This window comes from Pseudomonas syringae (genome assembly GCF_001698815.1).
Lineage (GTDB): Bacteria > Pseudomonadota > Gammaproteobacteria > Pseudomonadales > Pseudomonadaceae > Aquipseudomonas > Aquipseudomonas syringae_A.
This window is the reverse complement of sequence record NZ_LGSI01000041.1, coordinates 1-22812: the sequence shown is the minus strand read 5'-3', so window position 1 is coordinate 22812 and position 22812 is coordinate 1. Positions and strand designations below refer to the sequence as shown.

25 protein-coding genes and 1 pseudogene are annotated in these 22812 nt (G+C 59.1%); 20 read left to right on the top strand and 6 right to left on the bottom strand.

Annotated features, from left to right (window positions below; all coding sequences use genetic code 11):
* Positions 1-38 precede the first annotated feature (38 nt).
* The 7 genes from AFK24_RS12615 (at position 39) to AFK24_RS12585 (ending at position 5570) form a co-directional block, all read left to right on the top strand.
* Positions 39-1175 (top strand): protein-glutamate methylesterase/protein-glutamine glutaminase, encoded by a 1137-nt coding sequence (locus AFK24_RS12615; RefSeq protein ID WP_065833556.1) that lies wholly within the window; start codon positions 39-41, stop codon positions 1173-1175.
* Positions 1175-1915 carry a flagellar motor protein gene (locus AFK24_RS12610; RefSeq protein ID WP_065833623.1) on the top strand — a complete coding sequence of 247 codons (741 nt, stop codon included), beginning with the start codon at positions 1175-1177 and terminating at the stop codon, positions 1913-1915. Before AFK24_RS12615 ends, AFK24_RS12610 begins: the two co-directional genes overlap by 1 nt.
* Before the next feature lie 6 nt (positions 1916-1921).
* On the top strand, positions 1922-2812 hold the full coding sequence (motD, locus tag AFK24_RS12605; RefSeq protein ID WP_065833555.1) for a flagellar motor protein MotD: 891 nt from the start codon (positions 1922-1924) through the stop codon (positions 2810-2812).
* Positions 2813-2856: 44 nt separating this feature from the next.
* Positions 2857-3645 (top strand): ParA family protein, encoded by a 789-nt coding sequence (locus AFK24_RS12600; RefSeq protein WP_065833554.1) that lies wholly within the window; start codon positions 2857-2859, stop codon positions 3643-3645.
* Positions 3646-3759: 114 nt separating this feature from the next.
* Positions 3760-4632, top strand: a complete 873-nt coding sequence (locus tag AFK24_RS12595) for a CheW domain-containing protein (RefSeq protein ID WP_065833553.1) — start codon at positions 3760-3762, stop codon at positions 4630-4632.
* A gap of 56 nt (positions 4633-4688) precedes the next feature.
* A complete protein-coding gene (locus AFK24_RS12590) occupies positions 4689-5168 on the top strand; it encodes a chemotaxis protein CheW (RefSeq protein ID WP_020294171.1) in 480 nt (159 codons plus the stop codon).
* Positions 5169-5570 (top strand): DUF2802 domain-containing protein, encoded by a 402-nt coding sequence (locus tag AFK24_RS12585; protein ID WP_065833552.1) that lies wholly within the window; start codon positions 5169-5171, stop codon positions 5568-5570.
* A gap of 380 nt (positions 5571-5950) precedes the next feature.
* On the opposite strand, the gene AFK24_RS12580 is transcribed toward AFK24_RS12585, so the two are convergent.
* Positions 5951-6274, bottom strand: coding sequence for an EscU/YscU/HrcU family type III secretion system export apparatus switch protein (locus tag AFK24_RS12580; protein WP_065833551.1), 324 nt, complete (start codon positions 6272-6274; stop codon positions 5951-5953).
* Positions 6274-7920 carry a flagellar hook-length control protein FliK gene (locus AFK24_RS12575; protein WP_065833550.1) on the bottom strand — a complete coding sequence of 549 codons (1647 nt, stop codon included), beginning with the start codon at positions 7918-7920 and terminating at the stop codon, positions 6274-6276. Before AFK24_RS12575 ends, AFK24_RS12580 begins: the two co-directional genes overlap by 1 nt.
* A gap of 198 nt (positions 7921-8118) precedes the next feature.
* Between AFK24_RS12575 and ccmA the strand changes: the two genes are divergently transcribed.
* The 12 genes from ccmA (at position 8119) to AFK24_RS12510 (ending at position 16976) form a co-directional block, all read left to right on the top strand.
* On the top strand, positions 8119-8760 hold the full coding sequence (ccmA, locus tag AFK24_RS12565; protein WP_065833548.1) for a cytochrome c biogenesis heme-transporting ATPase CcmA: 642 nt from the start codon (positions 8119-8121) through the stop codon (positions 8758-8760).
* Positions 8757-9428 (top strand): heme exporter protein CcmB, encoded by a 672-nt coding sequence (gene ccmB / locus AFK24_RS12560; protein ID WP_065833547.1) that lies wholly within the window; start codon positions 8757-8759, stop codon positions 9426-9428. Before ccmA ends, ccmB begins: the two co-directional genes overlap by 4 nt.
* Before the next feature lie 72 nt (positions 9429-9500).
* Positions 9501-10313 (top strand): heme ABC transporter permease, encoded by an 813-nt coding sequence (locus tag AFK24_RS12555; RefSeq protein WP_080482143.1) that lies wholly within the window; start codon positions 9501-9503, stop codon positions 10311-10313.
* The gene (gene ccmD, locus AFK24_RS12550; protein WP_065833546.1) at positions 10310-10486 is read left to right on the top strand and encodes a heme exporter protein CcmD; all 177 of its coding nucleotides are present in this window, start codon (positions 10310-10312) and stop codon (positions 10484-10486) included. The genes AFK24_RS12555 and ccmD overlap by 4 nt, the downstream gene beginning before the upstream one ends.
* A complete protein-coding gene (gene ccmE, locus AFK24_RS12545; RefSeq protein ID WP_020294179.1) occupies positions 10483-10950 on the top strand; it encodes a cytochrome c maturation protein CcmE in 468 nt (155 codons plus the stop codon). Before ccmD ends, ccmE begins: the two co-directional genes overlap by 4 nt.
* Before the next feature lie 3 nt (positions 10951-10953).
* On the top strand, positions 10954-12927 hold the full coding sequence (locus AFK24_RS12540) for a heme lyase CcmF/NrfE family subunit (RefSeq protein WP_065833545.1): 1974 nt from the start codon (positions 10954-10956) through the stop codon (positions 12925-12927).
* Complete coding sequence (locus AFK24_RS12535) at positions 12924-13460, top strand: DsbE family thiol:disulfide interchange protein (RefSeq protein ID WP_065833544.1); 537 nt, start codon at positions 12924-12926, stop codon at positions 13458-13460. The genes AFK24_RS12540 and AFK24_RS12535 overlap by 4 nt, the downstream gene beginning before the upstream one ends.
* A 335-nt stretch (positions 13461-13795) precedes the next feature.
* Positions 13796-14266, top strand: coding sequence for a cytochrome c-type biogenesis protein (locus AFK24_RS12530; protein WP_065833621.1), 471 nt, complete (start codon positions 13796-13798; stop codon positions 14264-14266).
* Complete coding sequence (gene ccmI / locus AFK24_RS12525; RefSeq protein ID WP_065833543.1) at positions 14263-15468, top strand: c-type cytochrome biogenesis protein CcmI; 1206 nt, start codon at positions 14263-14265, stop codon at positions 15466-15468. The genes AFK24_RS12530 and ccmI overlap by 4 nt, the downstream gene beginning before the upstream one ends.
* An 11-nt stretch (positions 15469-15479) precedes the next feature.
* Positions 15480-15875: a hypothetical protein gene (locus AFK24_RS12520; protein WP_065833542.1), complete on the top strand. Its 396-nt coding sequence runs from the start codon at positions 15480-15482 to the stop codon at positions 15873-15875.
* Between the two features lie 198 nt (positions 15876-16073).
* Positions 16074-16649, top strand: a complete 576-nt coding sequence (locus tag AFK24_RS12515; protein ID WP_065833541.1) for a hypothetical protein — start codon at positions 16074-16076, stop codon at positions 16647-16649.
* Positions 16650-16976, top strand: coding sequence for a hypothetical protein (locus AFK24_RS12510; protein ID WP_065833540.1), 327 nt, complete (start codon positions 16650-16652; stop codon positions 16974-16976).
* Positions 16977-17157: 181 nt separating this feature from the next.
* Here AFK24_RS12510 and AFK24_RS12505 read toward each other — a convergent pair whose 3' ends face one another.
* The 4 genes from AFK24_RS12505 to AFK24_RS12490 form a co-directional block, all read right to left on the bottom strand.
* Complete coding sequence (locus AFK24_RS12505; protein WP_065833539.1) at positions 17158-17916, bottom strand: hypothetical protein; 759 nt, start codon at positions 17914-17916, stop codon at positions 17158-17160.
* A gap of 214 nt (positions 17917-18130) precedes the next feature.
* Positions 18131-19129 carry a sulfate ABC transporter substrate-binding protein gene (locus tag AFK24_RS12500; protein WP_065833538.1) on the bottom strand — a complete coding sequence of 333 codons (999 nt, stop codon included), beginning with the start codon at positions 19127-19129 and terminating at the stop codon, positions 18131-18133.
* A 104-nt stretch (positions 19130-19233) separates the two neighbouring features.
* Entirely contained in the window at positions 19234-20067 is an 834-nt protein-coding gene (locus AFK24_RS12495; protein ID WP_065833537.1) for an ion transporter, read from the bottom strand.
* Between the two features lie 159 nt (positions 20068-20226).
* The gene (locus tag AFK24_RS12490) at positions 20227-21858 is read right to left on the bottom strand and encodes a methyl-accepting chemotaxis protein (RefSeq protein WP_065833536.1); all 1632 of its coding nucleotides are present in this window, start codon (positions 21856-21858) and stop codon (positions 20227-20229) included.
* A 702-nt stretch (positions 21859-22560) separates the two neighbouring features.
* Between AFK24_RS12490 and AFK24_RS12485 the strand changes: the two are divergent.
* Positions 22561-22812: pseudogene (locus AFK24_RS12485) on the top strand (IS110 family transposase); the annotation flags it as partial.

Genomic DNA, 22812 nt, shown 5'->3' with positions numbered 1-22812 from the left:
GGCGACGTGTGTCGCCCGCGTAACCTAATGGAGTGTTTATGGCAGTTAAGGTCCTGGTGGTGGATGATTCCGGTTTTTTCCGCCGCCGCGTCACGGAAATTCTTTCTTCGGACCCGAACATCCAGGTTGTCGGTACGGCAACCAACGGCAAGGAAGCGATCGAACAGGCACTGGCGCTCAAGCCTGATGTGATCACCATGGACTACGAAATGCCGATGATGGATGGCATCACTGCCGTGCGTCATATCATGCAGCGCTGTCCGACCCCGGTATTGATGTTCTCCTCGCTGACCCACGAAGGTGCCCGCGTTACGCTGGATGCACTGGACGCCGGCGCGGTGGATTTCCTGCCCAAGAATTTTGAAGACATCTCGCGCAATCCCGAGAAGGTCAAGCAAATGCTGTGCGAAAAAGTGCACAGCATTTCCCGCAGTAATCGGCGCCTGGGCAGTTACAGCGCACCAGCACCGACACCGGCGGCCGCACCGGCCACCACCAGTAAGCACAGCGCGCCTGTCACGGCTCGCAGCATTCTGGCCCCACGTCCGGCGGCCTCGTCGGCGCCAGCCGCCGCAAGCAGTCACGCGCCTTCGTCCCCAGCGCCGAAACGCAAAGCCTACAAGCTGGTCGCCATCGGCACGTCCACCGGCGGCCCGGTCGCGCTGCAACGGGTCCTGACGCAACTGCCCGCCAACTTCCCGGCGCCTATCGTACTGATCCAGCACATGCCCGCAGCGTTCACCAAGGCTTTCGCCGAACGCCTGGACAAGCTGTGCCGCATCAGCGTCAAGGAAGCTGAAGACGGCGACATCCTGCGTCCGGGCCTGGCCCTGCTGGCGCCGGGTGGCAAGCAGATGATGATCGATGGCCGTGGCGCGGTGAAGATTCTGCCCGGTGACGAACGCCTCAATTACAAACCCTGCGTGGACATTACCTTCGGTTCCGCAGCCAAGTCCTATGGCGACAAAGTGCTGGCCGTGGTGCTGACCGGCATGGGCGCTGACGGTCGTGAAGGTGCGCGCCTGCTCAAGCAAGGCGGCAGTCACATCTGGGCTCAGGATGAAGCGAGCTGCGTGATCTACGGCATGCCCATGGCCATCGTCAAAGCCGACCTGGCCGATGCGGTGTACAGCCTGGATGATATCGGCAGGCATCTGGTCGAGGCATGTATCTGATGGATATATTGAGTCTGATCGGCCTGACCCTCGCATTTGTAGCAATCATTGGCGGTAACTTTCTCGAAGGTGGACATCTGGGCGCGCTGCTCAATGGTCCGGCGGCGTTGATCGTGCTGGGCGGGACGCTGGGTGCGTCAATGCTCCAGTCGCCAATGAGCGCCTTTATGCGCGCCATTCAAATTGTCGGCTGGATTCTGTTCCCGCCGCGCATCGATCTGGCAGGCGGCATCGACCGAGTCGTCAGCTGGAGCCTTACCGCCCGCAAGGAAGGCCTGCTCGGCCTGGAAACGATTGCCGATACCGAACCTGATTCTTATGCCCGCAAAGGCCTGCAATTGCTGGTCGATGGCGCGGAACCGCAAGCGATTCGCAGCATTCTGGAAGTGGATTTCATCACCCAGGAAACCCGCGATATCCAGGCTGCCAAAGTCTTCGAAAGCATGGGCGGCTATGCACCTACGGTCGGCATCATCGGCGCGGTGATGGGCCTGATCCATGTCATGGGCAACCTGGCCGACCCGAGCCAGCTGGGCAGCGGTATCGCCGTGGCGTTTGTCGCGACCATTTATGGTGTGGCCTCGGCCAACCTGATTCTGTTGCCGGTTGCCAACAAGCTCAAGGCGATCGCCATGCGCCAGTCGCGCTATCGTGAAATGCTTTTGGAAGGCCTGCTGTCCATCGCCGAGGGTGAAAACCCGCGCTCCATCGAACTCAAGCTGCAAGGTTTCATGGAGTAACACGCTATGGCTCGCCGTCGTCAGCCTGAAGAGCATGAAAATCACGAGCGTTGGCTGGTGTCTTACGCCGACTTCATCACCTTGCTGTTTGCCTTTTTCGTGGTGATGTATTCGATCTCGTCGCTGAACGAAGGCAAGTACAAGATTCTGTCCCAGGCGCTGGTGGGTGTGTTCAGCGAGACCGAACGCAGCATGAAGCCGATTCCCATCGGCGAGCAGCGCCCGGTGACCATCAAGCCTGCCGAGCCGCTGGTCAAGGACAGCGACCAGACCGATGCCGGCATTGGCCAGAACTCCTCGGATCCACTCAAAGCCATCGCCGATGATGTGCGCGATGCGTTCGGCGACTTGATCAAATCCAATCAGATGACGGTGCGTGGCAACGAGCTGTGGATCGAAGTCGAGCTCAATTCGAGCCTGCTGTTTGGCAGCGGCGACGCGATGCCCAGTGATAAGGCGTTCGCGATCATTGAAAAGGTTGCGAAGATCATCAAGCCGTTCGACAACCCGATTCATGTCGAAGGTTTTACCGACGACCAGCCGATCAACACTGCGCAGTTTCCGAGCAACTGGGAGCTGTCGTCGGCGCGTTCGGCCAGCGTGGTCAGGATGCTGGCCATGGACGGCATCAATCCGGCGCGCATGGCGTCCGTCGGTTACGGCGAATTCCAGCCAGTGGCTCCCAATAGTACGGCCGAAGGGCGAGGGCGCAATCGCCGGGTCGTGCTGGTGATCTCCCGCAACCTGGACGTGCGTCGCAGCCTGACCGCGACGGGCACGGCGGCCAATGCACAACCGGATGCCGCAATGCGTCGTGCTGGCACACAAACTGCAATCACGCCAGTCAAGCCAGCGGTGCGCAGCAATACCGTCAATTCTTCGTCACCCGCCCCCTAGTCATTCTCGTTATGGCCATTGCCATGGCGGGAGGAAAAAACACCATGAGAGTCTGGGCAGTAGCCAACCAAAAAGGTGGCGTCGGTAAGACCACCACTACGATCGCGTTAGCCGGATTGCTGGCCGAGGCGGGCAAGCGCGTGGTCGTTGTCGATCTGGACCCCCATGGCTCGATGACCAGCTATTTCGGGCATGACCCGGACTTGCTGGAGCACAGTGTCTACGATCTTTTTCTGAACAAGGGCGCCATCACCGATGGGCTGCCCGGTCAGCTGCTGTTGCCCACCAGTGATCAACGCATCTCGCTGCTGCCTTCAAGTACCGCGCTGGCCACGCTGGAGCGTCAGTCGCCCGGGCAGAACGGGCTTGGCCTGGTCATCGCCAAGAGCCTTGCGCAGTTGTGGCAGGATTACGATTACGCACTGATCGACAGCCCACCGTTGCTGGGCGTCTTGATGGTCAATGCGCTGGCGGCGAGCCAGCAGTTGGTGATTCCGGTACAGACCGAGTTTCTGGCCGTCAAAGGCCTGGAACGCATGGTCAATACCCTGGCGATGATCAACCGCTCACGCAAGACGCCGTTGCCGTACACCATCGTGCCGACCTTGTTCGACCGTCGGACCCAGGCCTCGATGGGCACCCTCAAATTACTCCGTGACAGCTTTCCCGAACATGTCTGGAAGGCCTACGTGCCGGTCGACACGCGTCTGCGCGATGCCAGCCGGGCCGGCGTCACGCCATCGCAGTTCGACAACAAGAGCCGTGCGGTGCTGGCCTATCGCGCTCTGCTCAAGCATCTGTTGTCCGAGCAGCTTCTGGCGCAGGTGGCCTGACGTGGACCTTTGCTCATTCTTGCCGCGCAATGTGCAGAAGCATTCAAGTCGTGCGTCATTGCGGCCGATAACTCAATCAAGCGGTAATCGCGTCAATCATTGTGTGGCATCCGTATGAATCTTCGGCCTGTACAAATCGCAACACGACCGCAACTGGCGCTGCAGTCCTATCTGGATGCGCTGCTTCAGGACGCCACTGAAGAGCTGTTTGAGCTGCCTGAACTGTCCAGCATCGATGAATTCGAGGCAGCGGTTCTTGAAGAACAGGCTTATGACGCCCGGATGCTGGCAATTGCCGCTCCGATAGCCATTGCTGTCGCGGCTCCCGCGCCGGTAGCTGTTCCGGTTGCTGTCGCCGCGCCGGTTGTGGTGCCAGTCGTAGCCCGGGTCGATATCGCTCCGGTGCCAATCGTCGAAGAAATCACGGTACCGGTGGTGGATTTGGTCGAACCGGTGGCCGAGGTGTATCTGCCTTCGGCACAACGTACGCCAACGCCGCCGCCCACCACTGACGGGCGACCTGCTTGGGCTGAAGAGCCATTCGAGTGCCTGTTGTTTGATGTTGCCGGTTTGACGCTGGCGGTACCGCTGGTGTGTCTGGGATCGATTTATCCGCTGGCCGGGCATGATCTGACACCGCTGTTCGGTCAGCCGGACTGGTTCCTCGGAATCCTGCCTAGCCAGGGCGGCAATCTGAAAGTGCTGGATACCGCGCGCTGGATCATGCCGGATCGCTACCGCGACGATTTCCGGCAGGGCTTGCAGTACGTGATTTCCGTTCAAGGCTATGAGTGGGGTCTGGCGGTGCATCAAGTCAGCCGCTCGCTGCGCCTTGATCCCAGCGAGATCAAATGGCGCGCCCATCGCGGACAGCGCCCTTGGTTGGCGGGTACGGTCATTGAACACATGTGCGCGTTAGTGGACGTTTCCGAGTTGGCCGAGCTGATTGCCAGTGGCGCGGTCAAGCAAATGCAAAAAATCAAATAATCATGGGATGACGTTTTGACGTCGCCTGCACAGCACACACGTGAGGGGTTAGGGGTATGAAGAAGTCGTCCGCACAAGGTTCCGAAGATCCTATTCTGCAGTGGGTTACCTTCCGCCTGGATAATGAGTCGTATGGCATCAACGTGATGCAGGTCCAGGAAGTGCTGCGCTACACCGAAATCGCTCCGGTGCCGGGTGCGCCGAGCTATGTGCTTGGCATCATCAACTTGCGCGGCAACGTGGTCACGGTCATCGACACCCGCCAGCGTTTTGGTCTGGAACCGGTTGAAGTCAGTGACAACACGCGCGTTGTGATCATCGAAGCCGACAAGCAAGTGGTCGGGATTCTGGTCGACAGCGTGGCTGAAGTGGTTTACCTGCGTCAGTCGGAAGTCGAAACCGCGCCAAACGTGGGTAATGACGAATCCGCCAAGTTCATTCAGGGCGTGTGCAACAAGAACGGCGAACTGTTGATCCTCGTCGAGCTGGACAAGATGATGTCTGAAGAAGAGTGGTCCGATCTGGAGAACATCTGATTGATTCTTGAGGTTGCTGTCATCTTTCTGGGCATTCTCTGGGTCGTGACCCTGGGAATGTTCCTGGCGCATACCAAGCGCCAGCGCCGGCTTGATCTGGCACGTGCAGAAGCCGATACCGTGCGCGACCATCGTTATCGGGATCTGGCCAGGCGCGTGGATAACTTCCAGAACGGCACGGTGAAGATGGGCGAAGCCTTGCACGAGCTGCGGGCGATTGTCGGGCCGCTGCCCGACAAGCTTACCGCACTTGAACAGCGCGACCCCTCCAGCTTGTCCTTCGCCCAGGCCGCGCGTCTGGTCGGCATGGGTGCCAGCATCGACGAACTCACCCAGGCCTGCGGCCTGACCCAGGCCGAAGCCCAGCTGATGACCAAGCTGCATGGTAATAATCACAGCTGAGCGTCGATCGCTGACCCGTTGGAGCGGGGCTCGCCCGCGAAGGCGTCAGTCCAGCCGACGCCTCTGGCGGCTGACAAACCGCTTCGCGAATGAATTCGCTCCTACAAGGACGGCGGTTAGCCGGTGGGAGAAATGTTGCCATCCGGCCATTTTTCGAACCTGAAACAAAGCCTTCGCGGGCAAGCCTCGCTCCCACAAGGACGGCGCTAAGCCTGTGGGATTGAATCAAGATTCGTTGGAGCGAGGCTTGCCCGCGTAGGCGTCATATCAACAACGGCACTGAACCGGTGGGAGCTAGCTTGCTCGCGAAGGCGGCATACGGCCTCCAGAGATCGGCAGGATCCGCTTATCTCTTCGCGAGCAAGCTCGCAGCACAGTGCTCACCACTTCGGCGTAATATCCCGCTCCACCGGTGCCGCGTTCGGGTCGCGGCCTTCGGGGAATTTGCCTTTCAAATGCCAGGCAAAGGCGATGATCTCGGCAATCGTGCGGTACAGCGGTTCGGGAATGCTGTCGCCCAGTTCCATGCGCGCCAGCAGTTTGACCAGCTCGGCATTTTCGTAGATTGGCACTTCATATTCCCGCGCAATCGCCAGGATCGCTTCGGCGAGTTGGTCGTCGCCCTTGGCGCTCAAGGTCGGAGTGTGCTGGCCGTCGTAGCTCAGGGCGATTGCCTGGCGTGGGGCATGTTCCAATTGGCTCATCAGGCGTTCTCGTCTATCCAGCGGCGTTCGAGGGTGGTGCGCGCACCTTGAGGCGGGGTGCCCTGGCGACATTCCAGGTTACCGACGGTGAGGCCGCACGCCACCAGCCGCTCGCGAAGATGACCCAATTCGCTGTTGATCAACGCGGCGCTGTCAGCGCGCTCGGCCCATAGCTGGCTCGACAGGTTGCCGCGAATCAGTTGGGCTTGTACTTGTAACGGTCCCAATGGGGCCAGGTCGAACGCCAGATCAATCTTCCAGAGTTTTTCCCTAGGCTCGCCTCCCTCGTTTTCGTCCTTGTCCTTGTCCGTGGGCTTGTCTTTTTCAGGTGTGTCCTCGCGCTGCACCTTGACCTGCAGCGGCACGATGTCGTGGGCATTACGCATGGGGATTTCCAGCTGCCATGTGGTCAGCTGTCCGCCATCGGCCGTGGTGCGCGTCTGCTCCAGCCCACCCAGTTGATGGCTTTGCAGGCGCGAGACGGCCGCCGCCGCGAGCTTGAGCAGCATCTCCAGATCATCTTCCTTGCCGCCACCTTTTACCGAGCGCGACGGCAGTGGGAAATGGATTGGCAGTGCCGGCGCGGCCACCAGGCCCATGGTGCCCAGAACGCTGCGCAGGGCACCGGGCATGGACCGGGTCAGCATGTTCGACGCGGCAGCTGCGTCATATCCGGGCCCGCCGGGCAAGCCGGGCAGAATCTGTTGAATCACCCGCATCAAGTTGGCTTTCAGGTCCGGACCGGCCATCGGGTTCAGGCCGGTGAGCAGCTTGGCCTCCATGAACAGGCCGCTGGCATTGATGGCCTGGGCGACAGTCTTGGGATTGGTCATCTGCTCGACGTCTGGCAAGTCCGCCAGTAGTTGATTAATGCTTGCCTGCAAAGGCGTGGAAATCGCCGGACTCGACGCTGGCAGGTTGCGCAGGGCATTGATCAGCACATCCAGAGAGCCTTGGCGGTTCTGCTGGGTGGTGAGCTGCTGGCTCAATGCCAATTGATCGAGGCGGCTGGGCAGGGGCACAAAGCTCAACGCCTGGCTGCCCCGCACCTGCGCACTGAGCAAGGTGCCGGTAGTCAGCGGCTGTGGGCTTTCGATGGTCAGGGTCGTGCCGGCCAGCGCGGTGTTGAGCAGCAGCACCATGGAACGATACAGCGCCGGTTGGGTGAGCTGCGCGCCGGGCTGGACGTTGGGTCTGCTGGCAGCGTCGCTACTCATTTGACTCAACGCATCGTTGCTCATCTGAGTGGTCAAGACTCGGCCTTGTAGCAGGGTGCCCACCGGCAACTGCTTGATGTCGATGCTGGTTTGCGCGTTATTCAGCGCGGTATTGATCTGCTGCAAGGTCAACGTCAGGGTATTGGAGGATGCTTGCGACACGGAGAGGCTGGTGCCTGGCGTGAAGGGCAGGGCGCTTTCCACCTGAACGCTGGTCTGGCCGCCATTGCTGGTGGCCAGGCTGAGCAGCAACTGAAAACTCTGATTCAGCTGTTTGAGTGTCACCACCTCGGCATCAACGGTTTCACCCGGCGGCAGAAGATTTTCCATCGGTTGCAGCAAGGTCAGGACCTGCGCGGGAGAAAGGCCGGCGCGGACCAGAGCAGCGGCCGCAGTCGTCGGTTGGAGGCTGGTGATATCACCTGTCATGGATCGTGACCTTGTTGAAATTGCCCTCTTGTACCGGGACATGCCATGTATAATGCGGCCCGGTCGCGACCGGGCCGGATATGCAATGAATTCGTATCAATATAGCGGCCGTTTCCACGCCGACTTGAACAGCCATTTCTTCGGCCTGCGCCCTGTGTGGCGTGTCTTGAGGCGACAACTCAGCGCCTGGAATCATCAATGACTCGTTCTACCCCTGTTTTGCAGGCACATGACCTGTCCTGCGAGCGTGACTGGCGGGTGCTTTTCGAGCACCTGGACCTGTCCCTGCAAGCCGGTGACATGCTGCAGATCAGCGGCCCGAACGGCAGCGGCAAAACCAGTCTGCTGCGGTTGTTGTCGGGGCTGATGCAGCCGACCTTCGGCGAAATCCTCGTCAAGGGTCAACCGTTGGCCGCGCAACGAGCCGAACTGGCGCGCAATCTGTTGTGGATCGGTCATGCCGCGGGGATCAAGGATCTGCTGACCCCGGTGGAAAACCTCGCCTGGCTCTGCGCCCTGCATTGTCCTGCGGAGTCTGCGGAAATCTGGCAAGCGCTGGAAGCCGTCGGTCTGCGCGGTTTTGAAGATGTGCCTTGCCACACCTTGTCGGCCGGGCAGCAGCGCCGGGTCGCGCTGGCCCGATTGTATCTGGACAGTCCACCGATCTGGATTCTCGACGAACCCTTTACCGCACTGGATAAACAAGGGGTCGCGCAGCTGGAAAATCATCTGGCGGAACATTGCGAGCGAGGCGGGATGATCGTCCTTACCACGCACCACACCCTGACGCGCATGCCGGCAGGTTATCGGGATATTGATCTGGGGCAGTGGTCCGTATGAGTCATGTGTTTACCCTGCTGGTCGCGCGCGAAGCACGGCTGTTGTTCCGTCGTCCGGCAGAGCTGGCCAACCCGCTGGTGTTCTTCGCCATCGTCATCGCGTTGTTCCCGCTGGCGGTCGGACCGGAGACTCAATTGTTGCAAACCTTGTCGCCGGGGTTAGTCTGGGTGGCGGCGCTATTGTCCGTGCTGCTCTCGCTGGACGGCCTGTTTCGCAGTGATTTCGAGGACGGTTCCCTTGAACAGTGGGTCCTTTCGTCGCACCCCCTGGCCCTTCTGGTCCTGGCCAAGGTGCTGGCACACTGGGCTTTCTCCGGGCTGGCACTGGTATTGTTGGCGCCGTTGCTCGCGTTGATGCTGGGTTTACCCAGCCATTGTCTGCCAGTGTTGTTGTTTTCGTTGTTGCTGGGCACGCCAGTACTGAGCCTGCTGGGAGCAGTTGGCGCGGCGTTGACGGTGGGACTCAAGCGCGGTGGCCTGTTGCTGGCGCTGCTGATTCTGCCGTTGTACATCCCGGTATTGATTCTGGGCAGCGGCGCGTTGCAGGCAGCTCTGCAAGGCATGCCAGCCACCGGTTACCTGCTCTGGCTTGGCAGCCTGACCGCCCTTGCGGTAACCCTGACACCTTTTGCAATAGCGGCTGGCCTGAAAATCAGCGTCGGCGAATAATTGAGGTTCTGACAGGCCGACACCGGACTTGTCAGTAAAAACCCGAGCTACACCGTGATGAAAGGCGGCTTGATGAAAGGCAGCGTGACGAAAAACAGCGCTAAAAGCGGCGTGAGTTGGGCTTGGTTCCATAAGCTCGGCTCACCGAAATGGTTCTATGGCATCAGCGGACGCCTGTTGCCCTGGCTGAGCATCGCAGCGGTACTTTTCATAAGTATCGGCGTGGTCTGGGGCCTGGCATTCGCGCCACCGGATTACCAGCAAGGCAACAGCTTTCGCATCATCTATATCCACGTGCCGGCGGCCATGCTCGCCCAATCCTGCTACATCATGCTGGCAGTCTGCGGTGTGGTCGGTCTGGTGTGGAAAATGAAGATCGCCGATGTGGCCCTGCAAAGCGCCGCGCCCATCGGTGCGTGGATGACGGCCGTCGCGCTGGTCACCGGTGCCATCTGGGGCAAACCGACCTGGGGTTCGTGGTGGGTCTGGGATGCACGCCTTACGTCCATGTTGATCCTGCTTTTCCTGTACTTCGGTCTTATTGCCCTGGGCAACGCGATCAGTAATCGTGACAGCGCTGCCAAAGCCTGCGCGGTGTTGGCGATTGTCGGGGTGATCAACATCCCGATCATCAAGTACTCGGTGGAATGGTGGAACACCCTGCATCAGGGCGTCACGTTCAGCCTCACCGAAAAACCGGCGATGCCCGCCGAAATGTGGCTGCCTTTGCTGTTCACGGTGCTGGGTTTCTACTGTTTCTTTGGTGCGGTCCTGCTGTTACGCATGCGTCTTGAGGTGCTCAAGCGCGAGGCGCGCGCCAGCTGGGTCAAGGCCGAGGTGCTCAAAGCCCTGGGTCACCCCTCTGCAAAGGAAGGCGCACAATGAATTTTGCTTCATTCGGTGAATTCCTGGCCATGGGTCACCATGGTCTGTTCGTTTGGTCGGCCTACGGCATTTGTCTGTCGGTGCTGGCGATCAACGTGGCGCTGCCGGTATTGGCGCGTCGACGTTATCTGCAACAAGAGGCGCGTCGTCTGCGCTGGGAGAGCCAGAAGTGAATCCGCTGCGTAGAAAGCGTCTGTTGATCATCGTCGCGATACTGGCCGGGGTCGGTATCGCCGTCACCCTGGCCTTGAGTGCCCTGAAAGAAAACATCAACCTGTTCTATACCCCGAGCCAGATCGCCAACGGCGAAGCTCCGCACGACACGCGTATTCGTGCCGGCGGCATGGTGGAAAAAGGTTCGCTGCAACGCTCCGGTGATTCGCTGGACGTCAGGTTCATTGTCACCGACTTCAATAAATCGGTGACCATCACCTATCGCGGCATCCTGCCGGACCTGTTCCGCGAAGGGCAGGGCATCGTCGCGCTGGGCAAGCTCAATGCCGATGGCGTAGTGGTCGCCGACGAAGTGCTGGCCAAGCACGACGAAAAATACATGCCGCCTGAAGTCACCAAGGCGCTCAAAGAGAGCGGTCAGGCTGCACCGGCGTCGCCTTCTTCACCTTCCAAGCAGGGTTGAACCATGATTCCTGAACTCGGCCATCTGGCCATGATTCTGGCGCTGTGCTTCGCCGTCGTGCAGGCCGTCGTGCCGCTGATGGGCGCATGGCGCGGTGACCGCATGTGGATGGGCCTGGCGCAGCCAGCGGCGTGGGGGCAGTTCACGTTTCTGATTTTCGCTTTCGGTTGTCTGACCTATGCATTCATGACCGACGATTTTTCCGTAGCCTACGTCGCGGAAAATTCCAACAGCGCCTTGCCGTGGTACTTCAAGTTCAGCGCGGTGTGGGGTGCTCACGAAGGTTCGCTGCTGCTCTGGGCGTTGATTCTCGGTGCGTGGACCTTCGCTGTCTCGATCTTCTCCCGCCAGTTGCCTCAGGTGATGCTGGCCCGAGTGCTGGCGGTGATGGGCATGATCAGCGTCGGCTTCATGCTGTTCCTGATCCTGACCTCCAACCCGTTTTCGCGCATCCTGCCGCAAATTCCGGCCAACGGCCGCGATCTCAATCCGTTGTTGCAGGACATTGGCCTGATCGTGCATCCGCCGATGCTCTATATGGGCTATGTCGGGTTCTCGGTGGCCTTCGCCTTCGCCATCGCCGCATTGCTCGGCGGGCGTCTCGATGCGGCCTGGGCGCGCTGGTCGCGGCCATGGACCATCGTTGCCTGGGCGTTCCTCGGCATCGGCATTACCTTGGGCTCCTGGTGGGCTTATTACGAACTTGGCTGGGGCGGCTGGTGGTTCTGGGACCCGGTGGAAAACGCCTCGTTCATGCCCTGGTTGGTGGGCACGGCGCTGATCCATTCGCTGGCGGTCACGGAAAAACGCGGCGTGTTCAAGAGCTGGACCGTGCTGCTGGCCATCGCGGCCTTTTCCCTGAGCCTGCTCGGGACATTCCTGGTGCGCTCCGGGGTCTTGACCTCGGTTCACGCGTTCGCTTCCGACCCGGCGCGCGGCGTATTCATTCTGATTTTCCTGCTGTTCGTCGTGGGCGGATCGTTGACCTTGTTCGCTTTCCGCGCTCCGGTGGTGAAAAGCCATGTGGGCTTTGGCCTGTGGTCCCGGGAAACCCTGCTGCTGGGTAACAACCTGGTGTTGGTAGTCGCCGCTTCTATGATCCTGCTTGGCACCCTGTACCCGCTGGTGCTCGACGCCCTGAGCGGCGCGAAGATGTCCGTTGGCCCGCCTTACTTCAACGCGTTGTTCGTGCCCTTGATGGGCTTGCTGATGGCGGTGATGGCGGTCGGCGTACTGGTGCGTTGGAAAGACACGCCGGTCAAATGGCTGCTGAGCATGCTGGCACCGGTCCTGATCGGCAGCGCCGTGCTGGCGGTGATCGCCGGTTTCGCCATGGACGATTTCCACTGGGCAGTGCTGGCGACCTTCATGCTCGCCGCGTGGGTATTGCTGGCGGGCGTTCGCGATTTGCTGGACAAGACTCGTCACAAAGGCCTGATCAAAGGCGCGCGCGGCATGACCCGTAGCTATTGGGGCATGCAGGTTGCGCACATCGGCATCGCCGTGTGCGCCCTGGGCGTGGTGCTTTCCAGCCAGAACAGCGCCGAACGCGACCTGCGTCTGGCGCCTGGTGAATCCATGGAACTGGGCGGCTACATGTTCGTATTCGACGGCGCCAAACATTACCAAGGCCCGAACTTCACCTCGGATCGCGCCACCATTCGCGTCCTTGAAGACGGCAAACAAGTGACCATCCTGCACCCGGAAAAACGCCTGTACACCGTGCAGCAATCGATGATGACCGAAGCCGGTATCGATGCCGGTTTCACTCGCGACCTGTACGTGGCACTCGGCGAACCGCTGGGCGACGGCGCCTGGGCGGTACGGGTTCACGTCAAGCCGTTCGTACGCTGGATCTGGTTCGGCGGTTTGATCACTGCGTTGGGAGGCGTTTTGGCGGCGATGGACAAGCGTTACAGGGTCAAGGTGAAAAGCAAAGTACGTGACGCCTTGGGCATTGCGGAGGCGGCGGTATGAAGCGTTGGATCCTGTTGTTGCCGCTGGCGATTTTCCTCGGTGTCGCGGTGTTTCTCTATCGTGGTCTGTACCTGGACCCGGCCGAGTTGCCGTCGGCCTTGATCAACAAGCCATTCCCCGAGTTTTCCCTGCCGCAGGTGCAAGGCGACAAGGTGCTGACCCGCGCCGACCTGCTGGGCAAACCGGCGCTGGTCAACGTCTGGGGCACGTGGTGCGTGGCTTGCCGGGTCGAGCATCCGGTGCTCAACAAATTGGCTCAGCAAGGTGTGGTGATCTACGGCATCAACTACAAGGATGTGAACGCCGACGCCTTGAAATGGCTGCAGGACTTTCATAACCCTTATCAGCTCAACATCCGCGACGAGCAGGGTAGCCTGGGCCTGAATCTGGGCGTTTACGGCGCGCCGGAGACTTTCCTGATCGACAGCAAAGGCATCATTCGTCACAAGTACGTCGGCGTGATCGACGAAACCGTGTGGCGTGAGCAACTGGCTGGGTTGTATCAGGGGTTGGTTGACGAGGCTCGCCAATGAAGCACCTGTATTGGCGGACTTCTGTAGGAGCCGAGCTTGCTCGCGATTGCGACGTTACTGACGCCAAAGATGGTAAGGATGTACCGGCCTCTTCGCGAGCAAGCTCGCTCCCACGGGTTGTGCAAGTTTCTGTAGGAGCCGAGCTTGCTCGCGAATGCGACGTTACTGACGCCAAAGATGGTAAGGATGCGCCGGCCTCTTCGCGAGCAAGCTCGCTCCCACGGGTTGTGCCAGTTTCTGTAGGAGCCGAGCTTGCTCGCGATTGCGATGTACCTGCCGCCAAACATGCTGCGGATGCACCGACCTTTTCGCGAGCAAGCTCGCTCCCACGGGTGATCCGGCGCAGCGTCGCTGCCGTCCTGCTCGCTTTGAGCTGCGCAAGCGTGGCCCATGCCGCCATCGATGCTTATGAGTTTCGCGATGACGCCGAACGCGCGCGTTACGCCGAACTGACCAAAGAGCTGCGTTGCCCCAAGTGCCAGAATCAGGACATCGCCGATTCCAACGCGCCGATTGCCGCCGACCTGCGCAAGGAAATCTTCCGCATGCTCGGCGAAGGGCAGAGCAATCAGCAGATCATTGATTTCATGGTCGATCGCTACGGCGATTTCGTGCGCTACAAGCCGGCCCTCAGCTCGCGGACCTGGCTGCTCTGGTTCGGCCCTGCCGGCCTGCTGATCGGCGGTCTGTTGGTAATCGGCGTGATTGTCGTACGTCGCCGTGGCCAGGGTCGCAACGAGAGCGATGCACTTTCCGACGAGGAGCGTCAGCGCCTCGCCCACCTGTTGGATAAAAACCGCGAATGATTGATTTCTGGCTAGCTGCTGGCCTGCTGTTGCTGGTGGCCCTGAGTTTCCTGCTGATCCCCGTCCTGCGTGGCCGTCGTGCGCAAAGCGAAGAAGACCGCACCGCGCTCAATGTCGCCCTGTATCAGGAGCGTGTGGCCGAACTGCAAGGTCAGCAAGCGGAGGGCGTGTTGTCTGCGGTGCAGATGGACAATGGCCGCGCCGAAGCTGCCCGAGAGTTGCTGGCTGACACCGAAGGCGTCGAGCCGCTGCGCACCTCGCGCCTGGGCAAGCCGCTGCCATTGCTGGCGGCGGTGTTGGTGCCGGTTCTGGGTCTGGCGTTGTATCTGCATTTCGGCGCCAGTGACAAGGTCGAGCTGACTCGTGAATTCGCGCAGCCGCCGGGCTCCATTCAGGAGATGACCAGTCGCCTGGAGCGGGCAGTGAAGGCCCAGCCGGATTCGGCCGAGGGGATTTACTTTCTGGCGCGCACCTACATGGCTCAGGATCGTCCGGCAGACGCTGCGGCGATGTTCGAACGTGCCGCGGCCCTGGCCGGCCGGCCACCGGAACTGCTCGGGCAATGGGCGCAGGCGTTGTACTTCGCCGGTGGCAAGAAATTCACCCCGCAGGTCCAGGCGCTGACCGACGAGGCCTTAAAGGCCGATCCGAAGGAGGTCACCAGCCTCGGTCTGTTGGGCATCGCCGCTTTCGAGACCGAGCGTTATCAGCAATCGGTGGATTACTGGAAGCGTCTGTTGGCGGTCCTCCCGCCGCAGGATCCATCACGTTCGGCGCTGGAAGGTGGTATCGCCCGGGCCAGTGAGAAACTGACGGCCAGCGGCGGCGTTGTCCAGGCGCCTGTGGTTGCAGCGAGCCAGACGGCACGCATCAAAGTCCGGGTTGATCTGGCGCCGGAGCTGAAAGCCAAGGTGGCGCCGGGCGATAGCGTGTTCATCTTCGCCCGCGCGATCAAAGGCCCGCCGGCACCTCTTGCGGTCAAGCGCGTGACCGTCGCGGACTTGCCTGCAGAAGTCGAACTGGCAGACGCCGACGCGATGATGCCGCAACTGAAACTGTCGAACTTCCCTGAAGTCCAACTGGTGGCGCGAGTATCCCGTGCAGGCCAGCCGACCACCGGCGAGTGGATCGGCCGCAGCAAGCCGCTGGCCAGCAGCGTTACAGCGTTGCAGACGCTCACCATCGACAGTCCAGATCAGTAGAGAATCCGCTTATGTACCGCGCAGCACGCATCACCTTGTTGGGTATGGTCCTTGGCCTGAGTGCCTGTGCGGTCCAGCCCACCGGTCCACGCAGTCAGGAGCCGATTCAGAGTCTGCCCGGTAAGCCATCGGCGCCGAGTAAGCCAAGCGCTCCGCAAACGCCCAAGGCGCCTGCGGCAGGCCCGAAGACCTCGGCCAACTTCGCGCCGCCACCGGGTGGCAACAGTCACTGGGATGCAAGGCTGGGCGTCCACGTACTGGATGACCAGCCGAACACCTTCTACCGTCAGCGCACTTACTATCGCTGGAACAGCGGCTGGAGCTGGTCAACCACGCCGAACGGCCCTTGGCAGGAAACCGACTCCAGCGGTGTGCCAGCGGGTTTGAGTCGTCAGTTCGGGAATTGAGTGGGTAAGGTATAAACCAACAACAACAACAACGGCGCCTTAGGGCGCCGTTTTTGTAGGCGCTGGATTAAAAATTACCTACACAGTATTCAGCCACTTCCTACTTTTTTTCTATATACATAACACCGCAGATGTAGAAAAATTCCTTCTGTTTTATCACCGCCTTGATGTGTTGCGATGGTTAGAAAGGAATCAATAATGAAATATCTGATAGGCGCTGTTCTCGCTTTGTGTTGCTCCGCAAGTTCATTTGCCAGTGTTTGTGAATATTCCTCACCCGAAACCATATCTTTAACCTACCACCCGGGAGCTTTCCTCCCTGTCTATTTTTCCAGCTATCAGCTCGATCTTCCGGGAGTGCCGGTCGCCCTTTTAAGCGCAGAGGGCTTTATTGCGGCTTATCCTGATAACGGCTACATCGGGGTGCAGCATCTGAATCCCGCCCAGATGGCTGATTCGTTGCCAAGGTTGGCTAAAGATCTAACCAGTGTTGCTGATTTTTATCGTTTGATTTACGGCATGTCTGCGGTTAGAGAAAATGGCATTGATCCCCAAGAGTTGAGCTTGCAGCGCAGCCTGCTGAAGCTTGACTGCAAGTCTGATGTTGTCTTCTTTCAGCGCGACGAAATTCAGATCATCTTTCACGGTGCAGTTGATAGTGCCGGTTTTCATAAAATAGTTCTTATGGATGGCGATAACGTCGAACTCATTACTGCGCGCGGGAGCAGAGCGGTCGCATTGAAGATTGTCGGTAGTATCAAACGGAGGTTGTAGATGGCAGAGATGGATCATAGAGACAAAGAGGTGTTACGAGAGGTCTTGGTAAAGTGGTATGGACCGCAAGCGAATAGTTGGAGCATGAATGATGGTGTGTTGCGTGTGGTATTGAAGATGGTCGGTGAGATACAAAACTGCACTGCCGCCATGCATCTGGTTCCAACACCCATGACATTCGGAAATCAATACTCCCAGCTGGCTCAGGGATATCTGAAGAAGATTTTGGGTATCTTGCGGGATAACTCACAGGTTTATTTGAGTTGTGCAAGAACTACGATCCTGGGCTACAAAACTGAAGTTGCGCTGGCTGCAATGGGTTTGTAGTTCAAGCGTCTATGTACCGGTCATACCCGCCTCGCGAATAAATTCGCTCCTACACGGGTCAACCACGGACAACTGCCCGTGGCAGGAAACTGACTCCACCTTGTTAGCGAGACAATATTCCTGCGTCCGCAGGGACAATGTCTCGCCAACAAGTTGGCTCCTACAGCAATACCGGAAGGTCTCAGGCTTTAGCAGTCTCAGCCGCTTCCTGCGCTTGGCGTGCGGCGTCACGTGAGGCCAGGATGGCTGCATGCGATTCCGGCGTAGCGAGTTCACCCTTGCTCCATAGCTGGTGCGAAAACCAACCCGCGATGGCTTCAGGATTAGGAGTGTTGCCTTTGGGGATGAACAACGCCCCCAGATCAATGGTGCTGGCGAAGTTGTCCTTGTCCAGCTGGTAATCGCCCAGATAAGAACCGCCCCAGGTTCCGTCGGCCGCCACCAGATCTATGGAAGCATCTCGGTAGGTGCCGGCCGCGCTTTTCAGCGAGCTGGAGGCGTTCAACAGCTTATCCAGTTGATCCATATCGGTAGCGCTGAGCTCGCCCGCGCTGTTGAGCGCCTTGAGTTTGCCATCAGCCTCGATGGTGAAGCCGAATTTCTTGTCGGCGAGGTCCGGGAAGGCGGACGCAAGAGCGGAGTTGAACTCCTCGAACGCGGACTTCAAACCATAAAAAGCACCTTGCTGCAGCTTGGCCATCGCCGGGAAATCGGCAGACTGAGGGCGACCATAGGTGTTTACGGCCACCATGGGCTGAGTCGACACTGTCTGACTTAGTGCCTGAGCTGCTTCACTGGGATGGTAAATCGCCGCCGGTGTGGCGTTGCTGAACGCCGCCTTCTGATCTTCGCTGATGGGTTGCGCGGTCAGGGTCTGGCTGGATTGGTTGAGTCGCATTGTCGATGCCAGGGTCGAGCCGGCAGTCAAAGAGATTTCCATGTCGTCACTCCATGTGCGTTTGGTGTAGGAAGTTTATCGACGACGCGTAGGAAATCTTTATAGTGCTTGGCGCAGGCATGAGCGGGAGAGGGGGGAACTTGTAACTCGATATGTAAAGATTGGTAACCTTTAGGAGCCAACGGTTCGCGGGGTTCAGTCCTGACTCATCCGGACCTTCGTCTCGCGAACCCTTGGCTGCTACAGCGCGATTGAGTTACTTCGCCGGGTAAATCTGATCGAACACGCCGCCATCGTTGAAGTGGGTCTTCTGCACGGTGCGCCAGTCGCCGAAGGTTTTCTCAACCGACAGGAAGTCGACTTTCGGGAACCGATCGGTGTATTTGGCCAGCACCGCCGGGTCGCGCGGACGCAGGTAGTTGGCGGCGGCGATTTCCTGACCTTCAGGCGACCACAGGTATTTCAGGTATTCCTCGGCGGCGGCGCGAGTGCCTTTCTTGTCGACGACTTTGTCGACCACACTCACTGGCGGCTCGGCTTCTGCAGAGACGCTTGGGTAAATTACCTCGAACTGGTCGCGACCAAATTCCCGGGCGATCATTTCCGCTTCGTTTTCAAAGGTGATCAGCACGTCGCCGATCTGGTTGGTCATGAAGGTCGTGGTCGCGCCACGGCCGCCGGTATCCAGCACCGGCACATGGCTGAACAGTTGGCCGACGAATTTTTTCGCCGCTGCTTCATCGCCGCCATTCTTCAAGGTGTAACCCCAGGCCGACAGGTACGTATAGCGGCCATTACCCGAGGTTTTCGGGTTGGGCACGATCACTTCAACGCCGCTCTTGATCAGGTCAGGCCAGTCTTTCAAGGCTTTGGGGTTGCCCTTGCGCACGATGAACACGGTCGCGGAGGTGAACGGCGCGCTGTTGTTCGGCAGGCGGGTGACCCAGTTGTCCGGCACCAGCTTGCCATTGTCGGCCAAGGCATTGATGTCGGTGGCCATGTTCATGGTGATCACGTCGGCGGGCAGGCCGTCGATCACCGAGCGCGCTTGCTTGCTCGAACCACCGAACGACATCTGTACCGCGATATCTTCCTGATGATCGGCTTTCCAGTGCTTCTGGAACGCGGCGTTGTAATCCTTGTAGAAGTCACGCATGACGTCATACGACACGTTCAACAGCGTCGGGGCGGCCTGAGCGGCGCTGCTCAGAGCCAAGCCTGCTGCCAGTAACGAGGCGGCGAAAAGTTTGTTCACTGCACATTCCTTTTGTAGATGATGTTTCTTATAAAGTTGATGGCTTATTGCCCGCGACTATAACTGGACAGCCTTAGGCCTTTATAGATTAAAAAATTATTGGGTTATGCCTTTTCGCTGGCGCGCGGAAACAACTGATTGCCGCAACGCGAACAGAACGCCGCCCCGTGCTCATGGGTTTTCTTGGCGCATACCGGGCAATCGTGCTGCAGCTGTTCGCCGCGCATGGCGTTGGCCAGCTCGGCGGTGAAGATCCCGGTGGGTACGGCAATGATCGAATAACCGGTAATCATCACCAGTGAAGACAATATCTGCCCCAGCGGCGTCTTGGGCACGATGTCGCCGAAGCCGACGGTGGTCAGGGTCACGATGGCCCAATAAATCCCGGTGGGGATACTGGTGAAGCCATGTTCCGGCCCTTCGATCACATACATCAGCGTGCCAAAGACAATGACCAGCGTCGAAACGCTGACCAGAAACACGATGATTTTCTGTTTGCTGCCGCGCAGCGCCGCCAGCAGATAGTTGGCCTGCTTCAGATAGGGGCTGAGCTTGAGTACCCGGAAAATACGCAGCATCCGCACGATCCGGATGATCAACAGGTATTGCGCATCGCTGTAATAAATCGCGAGGATGCCGGGCACGATAGCCAGCAGGTCGACCAGCCCATAGAAGCTGAATGCGTACTGCAACGGTCGCGGCGAGCAATACAGGCGCAGAATGTACTCGCCGAGAAATACCGCGGTGAAGCCCCACTCGATATATGCCAACAGGTCCGCGTAGTTGGCGTGGATCGCCGGAATACTGTCGAGGATCACCACGATCAGGCTGCACAGGATCACCACCAGCAGCGTCTTGTCGAAGCGTCGACCCGCCGGCGTGTCGGTCTGGAAAATAATGATGCGTAGCTGTTCGCGCCGACTGATGTTGCTGTCCATGGTGTCTTCCGAAGCAAAAGTCGGGTGAGCCTATGAGCAATACGTCAGGCAACGCAAGCGTAGTCGGGCCTGTCAGACCAGTTTGATTGACCGACGATCGGGTAGCACGGTGACAAGTGAGGACAAGGCCGGGAAGTGGTTCTCCCGGCCCTGATGTATTCAGACGCGGAATTGCTTGAGCAGGCCGTTGAGTTGCTCGCTCAGGTTGCGCAGATGCAGGCTGGCGCTGCTGGATTGCTCGGCGGCGATGGCAGTGGTTTGCGACAGTTGTGCGGCCTGGGTGACGTTCTGATTGATGTCCTCGACAACGTGCGATTGTTGCAGGGTCGCGCTGGCAATCGATGCGTTCAGGCTGTTGAGGTTGCGCAGCGCCTGGCTGATGGAGGTCAGGCTCTGGCCCGCCTGATTGGCCTGCTCGATGGTTAGCTGGGACGAACGGCTGCTGTCGGCGATGACTTTGACCGCTGCGTTGGAGTGGGTTTGCAGGCGCTCGATCATCGCCTGGATCTCCGCTGTGGATTTCTGCGTGCGCTGCGCCAACAAGCGCACTTCATCGGCAACCACGGCAAAGCCCCGGCCTTGCTCTCCGGCGCGAGCCGCTTCGATGGCGGCGTTGAGGGCGAGCAGATTGGTCTGCTCGGCAATCGAGCTGATGACTTCCAGGACGCTGCCGATCTGCGTACTTTCCGCCGCCAGGGTGCGGATCACTTCCACGGCCTGATTGATGGTGCCGGACAGGTGATCGATCTGGCGCAGGCTGCTGTCGATATTGACCTGACCCTGATGGGCCTGGGCTTCGGCATCGCGCATTTCATTGGCGGCATGTTCGGCATTCTTCGCCACGTCCTGAACGCCGTAGGTGACTTCATTGACGGCGGTTGCCACCAGCTCCATTTGTTGCGATTGCTGCTGGCTGCGCGCCTGGGCCTGTTCGGCGTTGTGGCCCAGGTCAGTGGAGGCCTGTTCCAGGCCATTGGCGGAGGTTTGCAACTGGCTCACAACGCCGCGCAGCTTGGCGGTGAAGGCGTTGAAATGCCGCGCCAGTTGGGTAATTTCGTCATTGCCGTGAGTTTGCAACGTGCGCGTCAGGTCGCTTTCGCCACTGGCAATGTCGGCCATAGCCTGCACCGACTCGCGCAATGGCCGGACGATGCTGCGGCCGATCAGGATGACCAACAATGCCATGACCAGCACAATCGCCAGGCTGAACAGCACCGCTCGCCAGACTTGCTGCTGGAACTCGGCCGAGACGTCGTCGACATAGACGCCGGAACCGAGAATCCAGCCCCATGGCGCGAAGAGTTGTACATAGGAGATTTTTTGCACCGGTTCGCTGGCGCCCGGTTTTGGCCAGCGGTACTGGATCATCCCCGCGCCTTTGGACTTGGCTACCGCAACCATTTCATTGAAGACCGCGAAACCGTCCGGGTCTTTGATTGCGGACAAGTCCTGGCCGACCAGCTTGACGCTGACCGGATGCATGATCATTACCGGGCGCAGGTCGTTGATCCAGAAATAGTCGTTCTGGTTATAGCGCAGGCTGCGAATGGCGTTGAGCGCCTGCTCCTGAGCCAGGTCCTTGGTGAGCGTTCCGGCCGTTTCCAGGCCGTGGTAGTACTCGAGAATGCCGCTGGCGGTTTGCACCACGTGCATGGTTTTCTGGGCTTTGGCGTCGTACAGATCGTTATGAACCTGTCTGAGCATCGCCGCTGTCAGCGTGCACAGCATCAATACGGACACTATGAGAATCAGCCAGAGACGGCGGCTGATCGATAAGTTGCGCATAGTCATGACTATTACTCCGTACTTTTTATTGTTTTAGCAATCTGCGCCTAAACCAAGCCAGTGCGTCGAGGGCTATTCCAGACAGACATAGTGAGAGAGCATCCATTCCGATCGTCCTCTACATACTGTCGGCCCGCGACCGCCAAACGTGAGAGACAGTTCACAAATTTTTGTAGGGCGAATCCACGTATAGCCAAAGGCTTACACGAAGTCGGGAAGTTCGCTCTATTGCTGTCCACAGCACAGGCATAGTATTGGTTCCAACAACCGCCGCGAAGGAAGCGCTACGGGGTCAGGGATGATCGACCATTGCCAGGACGGCTACTGACAGGATGTTGGAATGGTCATACAAAAAACCCGCTTCGGCGGGTTTTTTGTTGTTCAGGATTTAGTCGCAAAGAATCAGTTGTGGGAGCGACCGGGGTGGCGATCCACCTTGCTCGCGAAGCCTTCGTCACATTCGACATAGTCTGGTCTGAAGCTATGCCTTCGCAAGCAAGCTTGCTTGTATGTTTAGACTTGAAGGGGTGGGCGGGACTAAAAGCTTGATTCCGACTCTAGCCAGTACGGACCGTGGGAGACTTCTCGTCCCGCCCTTTCTACCCAAAGCGCCGATAAGGAATTCATCGGTAAAACCGACGATAGAGGCAAGCCAGCGCAGCGGTAGAACCCCGACAAGTACCTAAACCCTAGCTCGGAGGATTCGTCATGGCAATCCTTACCTCGCCAACGGTGATTGGCATTGACGTTGCCAAAGCCGAAATAGTCGTTTACCGCGAAGACCTGAAAACCACTCAAGCCATCGACAACAACCGCTTGGCTGTAGGCCGCTGGCTCAAAACGCTGCCAGCGCAAAGCTCGATTGCCCTGGAGGCGACCAGTATCTACCACTTGGACACCGTTGAACTGGCCCACGAAATGGGCCATCGGGTTTATGTTGTGGATGCTTATCGGGTGAGT

Excerpts from the sequence above, each read along its gene's own strand:
- AFK24_RS12615 (WP_065833556.1), top strand. The coding sequence starts at position 39 with ATGGCAGTTAAGGTCCTGGTGGTGGATGATTCCGGTTTTTTCCGCCGC.
- AFK24_RS12610 (WP_065833623.1), top strand. The coding sequence starts at position 1,175 with ATGGATATATTGAGTCTGATCGGCCTGACCCTCGCATTTGTAGCAATC.
- motD (WP_065833555.1), top strand. The coding sequence starts at position 1,922 with ATGGCTCGCCGTCGTCAGCCTGAAGAGCATGAAAATCACGAGCGTTGG.
- AFK24_RS12600 (WP_065833554.1), top strand. The coding sequence starts at position 2,857 with ATGAGAGTCTGGGCAGTAGCCAACCAAAAAGGTGGCGTCGGTAAGACC.
- AFK24_RS12595 (WP_065833553.1), top strand. The coding sequence starts at position 3,760 with ATGAATCTTCGGCCTGTACAAATCGCAACACGACCGCAACTGGCGCTG.
- AFK24_RS12590 (WP_020294171.1), top strand. The coding sequence starts at position 4,689 with ATGAAGAAGTCGTCCGCACAAGGTTCCGAAGATCCTATTCTGCAGTGG.
- AFK24_RS12580 (WP_065833551.1), bottom strand. The coding sequence starts at position 6,274 with ATGAGCCAATTGGAACATGCCCCACGCCAGGCAATCGCCCTGAGCTAC.
- AFK24_RS12575 (WP_065833550.1), bottom strand. The coding sequence starts at position 7,920 with ATGACAGGTGATATCACCAGCCTCCAACCGACGACTGCGGCCGCTGCT.
- ccmA (WP_065833548.1), top strand. The coding sequence starts at position 8,119 with ATGACTCGTTCTACCCCTGTTTTGCAGGCACATGACCTGTCCTGCGAG.
- ccmB (WP_065833547.1), top strand. The coding sequence starts at position 8,757 with ATGAGTCATGTGTTTACCCTGCTGGTCGCGCGCGAAGCACGGCTGTTG.
- AFK24_RS12555 (WP_080482143.1), top strand. The coding sequence starts at position 9,501 with ATGAAAGGCAGCGTGACGAAAAACAGCGCTAAAAGCGGCGTGAGTTGG.
- ccmD (WP_065833546.1), top strand. The coding sequence starts at position 10,310 with ATGAATTTTGCTTCATTCGGTGAATTCCTGGCCATGGGTCACCATGGT.
- AFK24_RS12540 (WP_065833545.1), top strand. The coding sequence starts at position 10,954 with ATGATTCCTGAACTCGGCCATCTGGCCATGATTCTGGCGCTGTGCTTC.
- AFK24_RS12535 (WP_065833544.1), top strand. The coding sequence starts at position 12,924 with ATGAAGCGTTGGATCCTGTTGTTGCCGCTGGCGATTTTCCTCGGTGTC.
- ccmI (WP_065833543.1), top strand. The coding sequence starts at position 14,263 with ATGATTGATTTCTGGCTAGCTGCTGGCCTGCTGTTGCTGGTGGCCCTG.
- AFK24_RS12520 (WP_065833542.1), top strand. The coding sequence starts at position 15,480 with ATGTACCGCGCAGCACGCATCACCTTGTTGGGTATGGTCCTTGGCCTG.
- AFK24_RS12515 (WP_065833541.1), top strand. The coding sequence starts at position 16,074 with ATGAAATATCTGATAGGCGCTGTTCTCGCTTTGTGTTGCTCCGCAAGT.
- AFK24_RS12510 (WP_065833540.1), top strand. The coding sequence starts at position 16,650 with ATGGCAGAGATGGATCATAGAGACAAAGAGGTGTTACGAGAGGTCTTG.
- AFK24_RS12505 (WP_065833539.1), bottom strand. The coding sequence starts at position 17,916 with ATGGAAATCTCTTTGACTGCCGGCTCGACCCTGGCATCGACAATGCGA.
- AFK24_RS12495 (WP_065833537.1), bottom strand. The coding sequence starts at position 20,067 with ATGGACAGCAACATCAGTCGGCGCGAACAGCTACGCATCATTATTTTC.
- AFK24_RS12490 (WP_065833536.1), bottom strand. The coding sequence starts at position 21,858 with ATGACTATGCGCAACTTATCGATCAGCCGCCGTCTCTGGCTGATTCTC.